This is a genomic window from Bacillus gaemokensis, assembly GCF_001590835.1.
Taxonomy (GTDB): domain Bacteria; phylum Bacillota; class Bacilli; order Bacillales; family Bacillaceae_G; genus Bacillus_A; species Bacillus_A gaemokensis.
Genome location: NZ_LTAQ01000056.1, coordinates 255,228 through 269,334, shown reverse-complemented (window position 1 = coordinate 269,334; position 14,107 = coordinate 255,228). Strand labels below are relative to the sequence as shown.

The 14,107-nt window shown below is 34.8% G+C and carries 14 protein-coding genes; 4 read left to right on the top strand and 10 right to left on the bottom strand.

Annotated elements, in window-relative coordinates:
• Nucleotides 1-22 precede the first annotated feature (22 nt).
• The 3 genes from AZF08_RS24535 to rraA all read right to left on the bottom strand — a co-directional run bounded on the left by AZF08_RS24535 (nt 23) and on the right by rraA (nt 3,779).
• Nucleotides 23-856: a DUF4430 domain-containing protein gene (locus tag AZF08_RS24535; RefSeq protein ID WP_033675871.1), complete on the bottom strand. Its 834-nt coding sequence runs from the start codon at nt 854-856 to the stop codon at nt 23-25.
• A 55-nt stretch (nt 857-911) separates the two neighbouring features.
• A complete protein-coding gene (locus AZF08_RS24530; protein ID WP_063177395.1) occupies nt 912-2,912 on the bottom strand; it encodes a DUF4430 domain-containing protein in 2,001 nt (666 codons plus the stop codon).
• A gap of 381 nt (nt 2,913-3,293) precedes the next feature.
• On the bottom strand, nt 3,294-3,779 hold the full coding sequence (gene rraA, locus AZF08_RS24525) for a ribonuclease E activity regulator RraA (protein ID WP_033675873.1): 486 nt from the start codon (nt 3,777-3,779) through the stop codon (nt 3,294-3,296).
• Between the two features lie 122 nt (nt 3,780-3,901).
• On the opposite strand from rraA, the gene ybaK reads away from it, so the two are divergent.
• Both ybaK and AZF08_RS24515 read left to right on the top strand, forming a co-directional pair.
• The gene (ybaK, locus tag AZF08_RS24520) at nt 3,902-4,375 is read left to right on the top strand and encodes a Cys-tRNA(Pro) deacylase (protein ID WP_033675875.1); all 474 of its coding nucleotides are present in this window, start codon (nt 3,902-3,904) and stop codon (nt 4,373-4,375) included.
• A 257-nt stretch (nt 4,376-4,632) separates the two neighbouring features.
• Nucleotides 4,633-5,925, top strand: coding sequence for a histidine--tRNA ligase (locus AZF08_RS24515; protein ID WP_033675877.1), 1,293 nt, complete (start codon nt 4,633-4,635; stop codon nt 5,923-5,925).
• Between the two features lie 321 nt (nt 5,926-6,246).
• Here AZF08_RS24515 and AZF08_RS24510 read toward each other — a convergent pair whose 3' ends face one another.
• From AZF08_RS24510 to AZF08_RS24480, 7 genes are all read right to left on the bottom strand, one after another.
• Nucleotides 6,247-7,233 carry an NAD(P)-dependent alcohol dehydrogenase gene (locus tag AZF08_RS24510; RefSeq protein ID WP_033675879.1) on the bottom strand — a complete coding sequence of 329 codons (987 nt, stop codon included), beginning with the start codon at nt 7,231-7,233 and terminating at the stop codon, nt 6,247-6,249.
• A 339-nt stretch (nt 7,234-7,572) separates the two neighbouring features.
• Nucleotides 7,573-8,532: an aromatic ring-hydroxylating oxygenase subunit alpha gene (locus AZF08_RS24505; RefSeq protein ID WP_033675881.1), complete on the bottom strand. Its 960-nt coding sequence runs from the start codon at nt 8,530-8,532 to the stop codon at nt 7,573-7,575.
• A 150-nt stretch (nt 8,533-8,682) separates the two neighbouring features.
• Nucleotides 8,683-9,375 (bottom strand): hypothetical protein, encoded by a 693-nt coding sequence (locus AZF08_RS24500; RefSeq protein ID WP_033675883.1) that lies wholly within the window; start codon nt 9,373-9,375, stop codon nt 8,683-8,685.
• 360 nt (nt 9,376-9,735) lie between these two features.
• Nucleotides 9,736-10,494, bottom strand: coding sequence for an SDR family oxidoreductase (locus AZF08_RS24495; RefSeq protein ID WP_033675885.1), 759 nt, complete (start codon nt 10,492-10,494; stop codon nt 9,736-9,738).
• A 90-nt stretch (nt 10,495-10,584) separates the two neighbouring features.
• On the bottom strand, nt 10,585-12,240 hold the full coding sequence (locus AZF08_RS24490; protein ID WP_033675887.1) for a putative ABC transporter permease subunit: 1,656 nt from the start codon (nt 12,238-12,240) through the stop codon (nt 10,585-10,587).
• Nucleotides 12,233-12,958, bottom strand: coding sequence for an ABC transporter ATP-binding protein (locus tag AZF08_RS24485; protein WP_033675889.1), 726 nt, complete (start codon nt 12,956-12,958; stop codon nt 12,233-12,235). The genes AZF08_RS24490 and AZF08_RS24485 overlap by 8 nt, the downstream gene beginning before the upstream one ends.
• Nucleotides 12,959-13,059: 101 nt before the next feature.
• On the bottom strand, nt 13,060-13,254 hold the full coding sequence (locus tag AZF08_RS24480; protein WP_033675891.1) for a hypothetical protein: 195 nt from the start codon (nt 13,252-13,254) through the stop codon (nt 13,060-13,062).
• Between the two features lie 222 nt (nt 13,255-13,476).
• Here AZF08_RS24480 and AZF08_RS24475 point away from each other — a divergent pair, with 222 nt between their 5' ends.
• Nucleotides 13,477-13,833 carry a DUF3796 domain-containing protein gene (locus AZF08_RS24475; protein WP_033675894.1) on the top strand — a complete coding sequence of 119 codons (357 nt, stop codon included), beginning with the start codon at nt 13,477-13,479 and terminating at the stop codon, nt 13,831-13,833.
• Nucleotides 13,821-14,024: a helix-turn-helix transcriptional regulator gene (locus AZF08_RS24470; protein ID WP_033675896.1), complete on the top strand. Its 204-nt coding sequence runs from the start codon at nt 13,821-13,823 to the stop codon at nt 14,022-14,024. Before AZF08_RS24475 ends, AZF08_RS24470 begins: the two co-directional genes overlap by 13 nt.
• The last annotated feature ends 83 nt before the right edge of the window (nt 14,025-14,107 follow it).

Sequence of the window (14,107 nt, the reverse complement as noted above, 5' to 3'; positions counted from 1 at the left end):
ATCCTTTACCAAAGACCCTTTCCTAATTTAACACATATACCCATTCAATTTTGTCTCCTGGTTTTACTTCGTACGCACCTGCACTTCGATTTGGGAAAGTACCATTCACACGATACTTCCAACCGCTTTTCGGCCCTCTATCAAATTCATATAAGTCATTGATTCCTTTTACATATTTACTATTTCCCGATCCTGTTGAATCAATATCTAACCCTGTACTTGTTAATATATTAAAAACAGTATCTCCATCTTTTACATCCACTTTCTTCGCACCAAATAAATAACCTTGATCTCCACGTACAGAAATGGTAACTTGTTTAACCTCTGGTTTTGGTGGTACTGATTTTGGATCTGGTGGTGGCACTGAATCCGGTACTGGTACTACGTCAACCGTTGGTTTCGGCTGTGGATTTACTTTATTTTGCTCTACCTTTTGTTCCTGCTTTGGTGTTTCTTTCGGCTGATTAACTACTTTAGCCTCTTCTTTTACTTCTGGTGCTTTCTTTGGCTCAGCATTTTCTTGCGGTGCTTTTGGTTGTTCTGGCTCTTTTGGCTGAACAACTGGTTCTTGTTGTTTTTTCTCTTCTTGTTTTATTTCAGGTTTTTCCTGCTGCTTTTGTTCCTCGTTATCCTTTTGCTGCTCTTCTGGTTGCTTTTTCTCTACCTGTTCTTGTGGTTCTTCTTGTTTATTTTCGTCTTTCTTCTCTTCTTGTTTTGGTTCTTCTTGTTTCGGTTCCTCTTTTTGTTCTGTTTGCTTTGATATTGCTTTTTGTTCAGACTCTGATCCATTTTGGCTACATCCAACAAGCAATCCAAATGAAATGACAAATGAGATTAACCATTTCATCATACTCATGTTTTCCTCACCTTTCTTAATAAAATTAGGAGCAAATCATTGCTCCTAATTTTTGTTAAGCTGCTTTTCGTCTCCATAAAACATATGCTGAAGCAATACATAATACGCCCATTCCTACAGGCATAGCAGTATCCCAAGCGGATGTTCCCGTCTTTGGTAATTGAAGATTTTTCGCAGTTTTTTCATTATTTACTTTTTCATTCTCTGTAACAACACGATAGTTCTCATCGTTTGTTTGTTTCCCAGGTTTTTGAATAACGCCTTGTTTATCAATAATATTTTGTTCATCCACTATAGGTTCTTTCGATTCTTTCGGCTCTTCTACTGGCTCTTTTTCATTTTTAATTGATAAATTTGTCCAATCATATATAGAACCTTTACCATTTACAAATGCTTTATATTGAACAAGTGCTAGGAGGGCTTGTTCAGTAGCCATACTATTACCCTCTGTATCGCTTGGTAACCATTTAAATTCACCATTTGTAAGTTGATATGATATTAAATTTTGAACTGCACTTACATTATTTTTAGTAAACATTTTACTTGTTGGATCAATTCCTATAATAGAAGTTCCAATAATTGCTTGTGCAACACTATTGGAATTTTCTTGACCATCAGCTTCAAATCCACCTGTATTCAATTGTTTATTTGATAAATATTGTACTGCTTTATCTACAACTTCCTTTACCTCTGGTTGTTTCTGATACGGCGCTAATGCAGATAAAACCATACCTGTTACATCGATGTTACTAGCTGCTGTTTTACTACTTTCAACATCATATGTCCAGCCACCATCTGTATGCTGCGCATGTAAAATCTCTTTTACCAAAGCAGCTCGATTCCATTTTGCTCCAGCTGGCACTTCATATTTTTTTGTATCAAGTGCAAGTAACGCAAATGTATAACCGGTAACAGAATTTAATTTTTCAGATTGATATAGTTGTTGTACTAAATTATTTCCTGCAACATTCGTTGGATTTCCATTTACCGCTGATACAGCTAAAATAGTTCTGGCTATATCTGTAGCGCTAAATCTTTTCAGTCGCTTTTCTACTTTTTGTGTTAAAGATTGTAAATAACTAATTTTCATTTCTACTGGTATATTATTTCCAGAACGAGCAAGTGCAATTGCTACCCAATCACTATCAATTCCATCTTTCATCATCTTTTGTGATGTTTTGTTAATTGCTTGATCTAATCGCTTCATCAATAAATCATTTTTAATTGGTTCTTCCGAAGCATTATCATTTTGGTTTTGTCCATCCAGTTTTTGCTCTTCTGGATTTTGTCCATCTGGTTTCTGCTCTTCTGGGTTTTGTCCATCTGGCTTCTGCTCTTCTGGATTTTGTCCATCCGGTTTCTGCTCTTCTGGGTTTTGTCCATCTGGCTTCTGCTCTTCTGGATTTTGTCCATCTGGCTTTTGCTCTTCTGGGTTTTGTCCATCTGGCTTTTGCTCTTCTGGATTTTGTCCATCCGGCTTCTGCTCTTCTGGATTTTGTCCATCCGGCTTCTGCTCTTCTGGATTTTGTCCATCCGGCTTCTGCTCTTCTGGGTTTTGTCCATCTGGCTTTTGCTCTTCTGGCTTGGTCGCATCTGGATCTATCTTACAAGTCCCAATTTTATCAAGTACTTGTTGTAGCTTTTCTGTACTCATATTGGTCCAATCTGTAATAAAACGAAATGCAACAACATCTCCAGACTCTAATTTGTAACTATCTGCTCCCACCATTGCAGCTTTATCATTCACATCATATGTCCAGCCACTTGTGTCGCCGGCCATTAAACCGTCAATACCTTTTACATAGATACCATATTTCGTATCCTCAGCTGTTACTTTAGTCCCCATTACTTTTTGTAACAAACTATAGGCTGTTTCCCCATCTTTAATCGACACTTCTTTTGGACATAAAATAACTCCCTTTTGCGATTCCCCAACAATCGCTAGTGTTGCTGTTTTCCCCGCAGCAAACGTAATATGTACTGTATTTGTAAATGATACAAATACTAATGTAAATGCCATTAATGACGTAAGCATCCACTTTTTTATCATTGCCATTCTCACTTATTCCTCCCTTTGCTTACTTATACACAAAAATGCCCTTCCAGGGGCATACTTTAGCACTCACTACTTATAGTGCTAGCCCGAGTACATAACACCTCCCATTCACATAGGTAGCAATTTTATTTGTATAGGAAAGTAATCTGGCTAATGAGCGTATCATTGTGATACTATTCACTTACAGTAGCGAAACTACATCAGATTTTCATCAATTCCCTCTTTAAAGTGATTAAAAGAACGACGTACCTATGCATTCACTAAATTATAAATTTCTGTATTATTTTACTATTGACACAAGATTTTGTCTATGCTTTCTCTGATTTATTTTCTAAGAATAATAGTCCGTTATATACAGTATACGCCTTCTATTACTAGAAACTATCGATGATTATGAATCGGTTGTTCACTTACAATAACACCATCTTCATCAACGTAGACATATTGATTAGGAATCCACTTAATTTCTCCAAAGTTCAAAGGAATTTCCGTTTCTCCTTTTCCTACTTTTTTACTTCTTTTCGGCATTGTACCTAATGCTAAAATACCAATCTCTATGTTTCTCAATTCCCTAGAATCACGAACATATCCATAGACAATGATACCAGCTATATTTCGTTCCTTTGCTATATTCGCCAAGTTGTCTCCAAGTAACGCACAATTTGTAGAAGCCCCACCATCAACTACTAACACTGTACCTTCTGGTAAGGTTTGTAGCGCCTTCTTTACTAATACATTATCATCTTTCACTTTTACCGTTGCAATTTTCCCATAGAACTGCTCATTCATTCCATACGAATGAAAAATCGGTTGACATACTTGTACTTCTCCTTCAAACGCATCACTAAGATCTGTCGTTTTCCACATCTTTCTTCCTCTTTTCTTTTACGTTATATGTTACATATTCTTGTACTTTTACATTTCCCCTGTCTTATATTGCAAAATTTTGTATACTAATAAAAAGAAATACATTTAAGGAAGTGTAATATATGAGCACAAAAACAAACGCTTGTCGTCTACTTGATAAACATAAAATCCCGTACACTGTACACGAATACGCATGGGACGAAGAAAATTTAAATGCAAAGCATGTTGCAGAGCAAATTGATTTACAATTAGAACAAGTTTTCAAAACCCTTGTCCTTCGTGGCGATAAAACAGGAGTAATTATGGCCTGTGTTCCGGCTCATAGAGAACTTAATTTAAAATCTTTAGCTTCCGCAAGTCATAATAAAAAGGTAGAAATGGTTCACTTAAAAGAAGTATTAGGGCTTACAGGCTACATTCGTGGTGGTGTTTCGCCACTTGGCGTAAAAAAAAATTATCCATTGTATGTTGATGAGTCTGTAGTTAATCTTAATCCAATCAGTATCAGTGCCGGTAAAAGAGGATTGCAAATTTTTATGTCCGGAAAAGATTTAATTGCAGTAACAAATGCTACTACCGCTACAATTACATTATAGATCTTATTTTTTTTCAAAAAACATTGATATTTCCATGCTCTTTTTGTTATAATTTTAAAAAAACTTAAGGAGAGATTGACTATGTTAAATTTCAATACTTCTTTCCAACTTCATCATCATACATAACGCCGTGTATCCGAAGAATTTTTTCTTCGTGGGTACAGGGCTTTTCCTGTTGACCCACGAAGCATTCATAAAGCTATGTGGGTATTTTTATACCTGCATAGCTTTTTTTAATTTAAAAAGGAGTGATTAAAATGGAAGTAAGAAATGTAAAAGGAACGAAAGATTATTTACCACAAGAACAATTGTTACGAAATAAAATTAAACGTACTTGTGAAGAAACCTTTGAACGATATGGCTGTAAACCACTTGAAACACCGACATTAAATATGTATGAACTTATGTCTTACAAATATGGTGGTGGTTCAGAGATTTTAAAGGAAATGTATACACTAGGTGATCAAGGGAAACGTGAACTCGCACTTCGTTATGATTTAACAATTCCATTTGCAAAATTCGTGGCAATGAATCCGGACATTCGCCTTCCTTTTAAACGCTATGAAATTGGGAAAGTATTTCGTGATGGTCCAATTAAACAAGGGAGATTTCGTGAATTTATCCAGTGCGACGTTGACATAGTTGGCGTAGAATCTGTTATTGCTGAAGCTGAATTAATAGCCATGGCCTTTGATCTTTTTCAAAGTTTGAACTTGGATATTACGATTCAATATAACAATCGCAAGCTATTAACAGGCATTCTTAAATCAATTAATATTCCAGATGAACTAACAAACGATGTTATTTTATCATTAGATAAAATTGAAAAGATCGGAATTGATGGTATACGAAAGGACTTGCAGAATCGTGGAATATCAAAAGAAACGATAGAGAGTATTTGTAATACAGTGGAATCTTGTATGACACTAACTCTCGATGAATTTAAACAAACTTTCCCAAATTCATTTGTTGTAGATGGTATCAATGAACTACAACAATTACAGCAATACTTACTAGCACTTGGCACCCAAAACAAGACTGTTTTTAACCCTTTCTTAGCTAGAGGCCTTACAATGTATACAGGTACAATTTATGAGATTTTTTTAACAGATGGAAGTATTACTTCAAGTATTGGTAGTGGTGGACGTTATGATAATATTATTGGAGCATTTCGTAATGATAATTTACCCTATCCAACCGTAGGAATTTCCTTTGGTTTAGACGTCATTTATACCGCTCTTATGCAAAAAGAAAACAAATCTACTTCTACTGATATTTTCATCATTCCTCTTGGAACAGAAGTATACTGTTTACAAATCGCCCAACAATTACGTTCTAATAGTGCAATGAGAATTGAACTTGAACTTGCCGGCCGTAAATTAAAGCGAGCTCTTAATTACGCAAATAAGGAGAATATTCCTTACGTGCTTATTATCGGTGAAAATGAAATCTCTACGGAAACCATTGTTTTACGTAATATGAAGGAAGGTACCGAACTAAACCTCCCCCTATCTCGCATTGAAGATGGAAGTTTAAAGGACTATTTATAAAAAAAGTGGCCCACAAAAAGGTTCAGCCGTTCTCTTTTGAAGTACCCACAACTATAAAAGTAGGTATAATAGCAGAGCAATTCGCATTATTTGATAAGATCATTATACACCTCAACAAACATACGCTCTATAAAAAGAGACGTTTTCTTTAAAAAAGAAAAAAAACGATTCATCCCCCACCTTCACTTCGTTTAGAGGAGGGGGTCTTCTCGGTTAAAATGATAAAAAAGTAGTCGGTTCGAGAAATTTTATTAACTTTTAATGTTCGACATAGGCTAATGCCCCAAAAATTGTTATTCATCTCGGAGCGTTCTTCATTTATTAGGATTTATTGTTATGTTCCACATTTATAACGACATTTCCCTTTTTATGTCCTTCCTCGACATATCTATGAGCTTCCACAATCTCTTCAAATGCATAGCACCTGTCAATGACCGCTTTTATCCTCCCCGTCTCAACAAGTTCTTTAAGGAAGCCTAATGCTTCGGAAGTTTCAGGTGAATTTTGACCTAATATTAGTTTCTTGCTGCTTGTCAATTTAGTCCATAGCATTCGAACACTTGGCAACGGTTCAACGACATTTATATAGGTACCGTCCTTCTTTAACAATTTTATACAATCTGAAAATGAGCTCTTGTTTACCGCTTCAAAAATAACATCATAAGTCTCGTCTGTAGTAGAAAAATCTTTTGCGGTGTAATCAATTACCTTGTCAGCTCCCAAAGATTTTACCAATTCTAAATTTGCGTTACTGCACACCCCTGTAACTTTTGCTCCGAAATACTTGGAAATCTGTACTGCATAACTTCCTACACTTCCAGAAGCCCCATAGACAAGAACATTTTGACCGCTCTGAACGTTAGCTTTTCTAAGGAAAAACAAGGCTGTACGTGCCCCAATTGGAATGGCAGCGGCTTCCTCATAGGTTATATTAGAGGGTTTAATAGAGACTGCTCCATCTTCAGGCAAACAAATATACTCGGCATAAGAACCAAAATCCACTTGGGTAGCCGCAAAAATCTGGTCTCCTTCCTTAAACCGCTGGACATCTTTCCCTACTGACTCAACTTCTCCAGCTAACTCCATTCCCAATATTTGTTTTTTAGGTTGACTAAAACCAAGTATTATTCGAGCAGGTAGCCAAACAGAACGAGGAACCGTAAAACTCCGTGATCGAATATCTCCTGCTGTTACGGTTGTCGCTTTTATTTTGACCAGTATTTCATTTTGCTTAGGAACAGGCTTCTCTACCTCTTTCAGTTGAAGAACGTCGGGGGGACCGTACTTTGTGTATACAATTGCTTTCATTAACCTTCCTCCAATTTGTTCTATTTATTAATATCATACGAGTAACACGAATAAATAGAACAATGGTTCACTCTTCAATAATTGGTCTAAACTAGACTATCCTGTTAATAAAAAAATGTATTTTAATCCTACATATTTCTCTTCAACAAAATGCTAAAAGCAGTGTGATTTCACTTGTGAACTCCACTGCTTTTATACTTGTTTTTCTATATGCTTTTTCCAATACAGGTACCTTAAAAGAGAACGGCTTACTAAAAGGTGGACCACTTTTTTATACATAGTCTTTTACCTATAATCATAAATCAAGTTTACATAACATGTTTATGATATGCTATTTTCTTAATCTAAATAGCAAGTACGCTCTTTACCTGTTAAAAATTGAAACCAGCTCTGTCTAAACTTAATTTGTGCTGCATCTGCGTATACATGTGCTTCCATTTTTAAAGCTTCTGGAATCGGCCTTGGATGTTGACTTTCTACTACAATTTGATCTTCTTGAAGAACTTTCAAACTATACCGACTAAAAATGTTATGTAAAAATGGAATTTTTCTCGCGAAATTTCTACCTGCTAATCCAAAAACTATTGTTTCTTCTTCATCTACCGGCGTAAAAGTAACAAAATTAATAAACCTCTTCTTTTTCTCCTCTGCTGGCTTTAGCAACCATTGCTGAGGAAATTTGTAACATAAATAGGCTTCACCATTTTTTAAAGAAAATGCATCTAAATCCCCTTCAATTTTTAGTTCTTCTAACTCAGGATTTGAATGTTTCCCAATCGTATTTTTATGGACAAAACTTAGATGAACAACATCTAATACACTTTCGACAACTCTTGTAAAGTGAGCATTCCAACTTGCTTCATATGGAGAAAATACAAAATTTATATCTTCAACTTCCTCAAATAGTTCTAATACAGGTGGCTCCTCATCACTCATCTGATCTTCTGGATAAACCCAAACCAATCCAGCCTTTTCAATTACAGGATAAGGCCGTGTATGTGCAAACTTTGGGATTGGCTTTGAAGGTTGGGAGGGGATATATACACAAACTCCTTTCCCATCATATTCCCAGCCATGATATGCACATGTTAGTCTCCCTTTTCTAATAGTCCCAAGAGATAAATCTGCCCCTCTGTGCGGACAATACGCATTTACTACTTGTATCTCATCATTCTCGTTTCGAAATAAAACTATTTCCTTACCTACTATCTTCTTCTTTATGGGACGCTTCATAACATCTTTTGAAAAACAGACGGCATACCATGTACATGGAAACATACGGTTTATATTTCCTTCCATATATGTCCCCCCCCCTTACTCAGAAATCGTCATTTCCATAGTGTATGTCCATTTCAATTTATGGTAATTTTATTTTCAATAGAAATAAAAGAAGAAACCTATATTGTTTCTCCTTTTCTATCAAACATTCTATTTTGTATGCAATTGCTGCTATGAAAGCTTGTTTAATAATTGGTTTAAATCTTGTTTTGTTTTTGTCGTTAATGATTTTATTTTTTTAACGTCTATTTTTTGTTTCTCAGCCCCAACAATTAATGGATACATACTCTGACCAATTACCTTATAATCAGTCGGATGTGATGCCTCCAATTCTTTTTCAACTAAATCCCATTTCTCATTTATTTGTTTTCCAAGCTTATTTACTGTGTCTATTTTAGGATTAGCTGCTAACTGTTTATCTAAACTTTCAATCAACTGAACAACTTCTTTCACATTTGTTTTCACAGCACCACTTTGCTTCGTATCTTTCGTTGAAGTTTTCCCGTTAGTGGCTTGATCTGTAGCTTTTGTATCCGTCTCTTTTTCTGTAGTTTTCCCACTTGTCGCTTGATCGTTAGTTTTCGCATTTGTTTCTTTTTCTGTAGTTGTCGCATTACTATCCGTTCCAGATGTTTCTTTTGAATTCTTTTGATCTTTCTCTGATTTTTCATTAGAAGATGTGTTTGTTGCTTTCTCGTCATTTTTCGTTGTACTTGTCTCATCAGCATTTGTCATCTTTGATTCTTCTTGTGCATTCGTTTGTTCTTTTTTCACTTGATCTTTTTCTGCGGAGGGACTACAAGCTGTAATAGAGAGCATTGTACCAATTGCTAACGATGCAATTGTTATCTTTTTCATTTTCATAAAAATCCTCCTATATTTACAATTTTTATCCTCCCTCTTACGATTCTATTTATCCATAAAAATCCCTTTTTGTTCTAATCATCATCTTTCCGACAGGAATCTTCATATTCATATGTCATGTAGTTATAAGTTTCATGTTACTATTCGAGATTTTTCTGCTTGTTTTATACTAATTTTAAAGAACATATTGTCGTATAATGAATATTACTCTTTATTAACCCATCTTTAAAGCCATGTCTCTCTATCAAAAGTCCTTATTTTTTGACAATCTACTTATTTCATACAAAAAATAACCCGATAAAATATTTCTTATTTTTATTATTTCTCAACTGTTTGTTTACATAACAATATTATAAACTATCAGTAAAACCCACCATTAGAATGAATTACTTGTCCAGTCACCCAGTTCGCCTCTTCACTTACTAAAAATGAAATGAGACGTGCTGCATCTACCGATTCACCTATCCTACCAGCTGGAAATCTGTTTATAAGAGTACTTTTTAGCTCTTCATTCATCCACCCTGTATTGGTCGGCCCTGGATCAACAGCATTTACAGTAATCCCTTTTGCAGCTGCAGTCGGTGCAACTGATGTTGTAAATGCTTCAATTGCTCCTTTCGTTGCGATATAAGCAAGTTCATTTGGCATTGGTCCTAACGATTGTCCGGAAGTAAGATTAACTATACTTCCTTTTGTTTCATGTGCGTAATTTTTAATAAATAATGAGCTTAATAACATAGTCGCACGTACATTCACTGTATAATGTCTGTCTAACTGCTCCACATCTAATTCTTCCACATTTGTATCCGTAGAATATGCTGCGTTGTTTATAAGAATAGACGGTTCTCCTAAGCGCTCCGATACCATATATAATAAACGGTTTGGAGCATAAGATTGCGCTAAATTCACCTCGGCCATTTCACAGCGTACACCAAAATTTTCGATTTCTCTTTTCAATACAAATGGCTCTTGATCATTCATGCCCCATGGCATCGCCTTATCATACCGAGACCAATACGTGAAAAAAATATCTGTTCCTTTTTGAGCAAGCTCTCTACAAACTGCTGCACCAATCCCATTTAAACGTGTTGCACCTGTAACAATCGCAATTTTCGTCACTTGTTTCTTCCTCCTATTTAGTAAAATGAAAACATAAATCATGCCTGCTTACAGATAAATCCCCTGCATAAATACAGAGGATTTACTATGTTATTTAATATTTGCTAATATACGTTCTGCACCTAATTGTAAGCTTCGCGTAACAATTACATTTATAATTGCAAATACAATTAATAGAATAATAAACATGCCCCATAGACCAACTTCTAACAAGAAGTATAATGCACATACACCAGCTACAATAACTAAGTCCATTAAAATATTAGCAAAGAAATTCCATAAGGTTGTGTACCTACTTTTAAACAACTTTTGTTCTGAATCCCAATGTATATCCGCTGTTTGAGCATCCCAGCGCGTACCGATTAAGTTTGTTAACCATAAACCGTTTGCACTTAGTAAAAACCATAGCAACATAAAGAGTGGTGAAACACCCGCGACAATGGTCATGATCAGACCAAATACAGCTAAAATTGATATATTAACAAACCATGCTGTAAATACTTTTGCAAAAAAGATATCTGATGCCTTTACAGGTAAATAACGATTAACAAACCATGAGCTTCCGTCTCTAGAAAATGATGTTGTTGCAATGACATTGCTTCCCATTAAGAATAATCCTGCACAAAAACCAATGCCAAGAGCTAACCCAGACCATTCTGGATTTGTTATAAACTTAGTTAACCACTTTAAGTTACCATCCTGTACGAACAGAATAAAGAACAGCATAATTGGCATCACGAAAGTTTGCACGATACAATTTATAAAAAATTGTGGTGTTCGGAATAAAATTTTGAACTCTTTTTTCACATAAGCTTTTATGTGCGAGCTTTGTACCGTTGATTTTTTTAAGTTTTCTGCTGAAATAACCTCTTTTTTTGCTGTACTTGTTGAAAGTCCGATAACTCCCTTTAAATATGTACGCTGTGCGACATAGAAAAACAACCCGAAAAATGCTAAGGAAATTACTGCAAAAATTACTACATATATAATCCCCTTCCAAGAAGCATTTTCTATTAATCCCATTGCACCAAAGTATGTTGTTGGAAAATAATTTGTCATCTGAACAAGAAGAGACGATTGGTTATCAGCAAAGTAATTCGCAACCACATCTCCTGATGCTGCACTTTTGTTTCTCCATTGCATAAACACGTTAATGCCTACGATAAACAGTAAACTTAGTATCCCAATAAATATATTACTACGATCTTTATTTTTTGCGATATTCGTATAACGCATAATTACTGTCATTAATAATGATGCTAGCACTAGTGGAATAATAGGGAAAAACATGTAAATGATTAATGCATATAAATAATATGTAATAAAAGCACCACTTTGCATACCGTACACAATAAATATTGGAAATAAAATAAACGATCCCATTATATATTGTGTAATTAGTACGGTAATAAATTTCGCTGTAATAATTTGTGCTGGCTGCAGTGGTAATGGTAGTAGCGTTTCAACATCATTATTATAGTAAAAGACAGTTAAAATATTCGTAATACTAATTACAAATACCCATATGCTCCCAACAGCTAATCCCATGCCAATTATCGATGTTTCCTGTCCAATGGGTTTCATTGCAACATACATTCCATATGTAAGTGGGCCAATAAATATAAATCCGGCAAATAGTAATGCTAAAAATGAAAATGCATACGCCCACCGCTTCTTTTTATCCGTTATAATATCTGCATAATTTAATTTCAATAATACTTTTGTTAATGTCCAAATTTTATTCATTTCCTGTCATCTCCAAGAACATTTTTTCAAGTGATTCATTGGATTTAAAATGATCTCTCATTTCATTTAAATTCCCTTGGAACTGTAAATTCCCCTTATTAATAATGGCTACGCGATCACACAATTTCTCAGCTACGTCTAATACATGCGTAGAGAAAAATACCGTTTTCCCTTTATCTGCATGCTCTCTCATCATTTGCTTTAAAATAAACGCTGATTTTGGATCAAGTCCTGTCATTGGCTCATCTAAAATCCATACATCCGGGTCATGAAGAAGAACACCAATAATAATAATTTTTTGTCTCATTCCATGTGAATAACTTTGGATCTGGTCGTTCAAGGCATTATAAAGGTCAAATCTCTCTGCCAATGATTGAATTTTTTCCTGCCTGATCGCATTCGGCACCTCATACATATCCGCCATAAAGTTTAAATATTCTATCCCTTTTAATCGCAAGAACATATCAGGACTATCCGGAACATAACCGAATGTTTTCTTTGCCTCCATAGGCTCTTTCATCACATCTTTTCCGTTAATCGAGATTGTCCCTGTACCTATTGCATGAATACCTGTTACCATCTTGATTGTTGTTGATTTCCCAGCACCATTCGGACCTAAAAATCCAAAAATTTCTCCGCTAGGCACTGTTAAGCTTAAATCTTTTACTGCAAACGAAGAACCATTATAACTTTTTGACACATTCACAATTTCAATCATTTTATCCAATCCTTCCCTTAATTACCAATAAACTATATTACCATTATATCACAATTATATTTTTTGATTTTCATATTTTTTTCAGATTATAAATCTCCTTTCTAACCATTAAAATAAATGTACAAACCTACACCAACTATTAAAATAATCGCTAACACAATATAAATCATTGTAAGTCTTGTAATATTCCCTTTCGTTGACTTACTATAATTTTCATCCCCATTTCGCCCCACGATGATTGTTCCTACTACAGTTATTGCTACAAGCAATAATGTAATCACGATCCAATTTGTCATCCTTTCTTCCTCCTCCCTTTGCTACCATTCTACGCTATTTTTACTCTATATAACTTATAAATAGTATCATTTTTCTGAATTTTAACCTGGAATTAACTCTTTTCATTTGAAAACCTACCATTTTTTCAAAGTCATATCTATGAAAGATTATCAATCACTACATTTTGTGATATATTTATAACAATAAGTTATATATTTCTAACATTGAAAGGAGATACTTTAATGAAAACAACTTGGATTAAGTATGTTGGCTTCCTTGGCTTCTTTGGTTTTCTTGGTTTTCATGAAAAAGGAATGTTTACAATGTTTATGTTCTTTTCTTTTTTTACAACATACCGAAAAGTTCGTCATGATGAACTCTTTGAACAAATTGTAAACAAAGCTTGTCGAAACGCTTTTATTGTTACCGCACTCGTCACTACAATTTTTGTATTTACAGAAATACTATTTCCAAACCCTACTCTACAAGAACTGGACATCGCCATCATTTTCGGCTTACTCATTCTTACATTTTGTTTCTCTATCTATTTTTACGATAAACCAATTGATGAAATGGAAGATGCACCGTGGCATTCATAACGAAAATAAAAGAATACCGTGCCCATTTACATATGACTCAAGACGATTTAGCAAAACTCGTTGGCGTCCGTCGCGAAACGATTAGTCATTTAGAAAAAGGAAAATATAATCCTTCCTTACAGCTTGCTCATGACATTGCGAAAGCATTGAATGCTTCCATTAATGAAATTTTTATTTTTGACGAAACATAGTCTACAAAAATCCCTCCTACATTATGTAGAGAGGGATTTTGTAGACTTGCACGTATATCTCCATATAGCAAAAAAACAGAAAA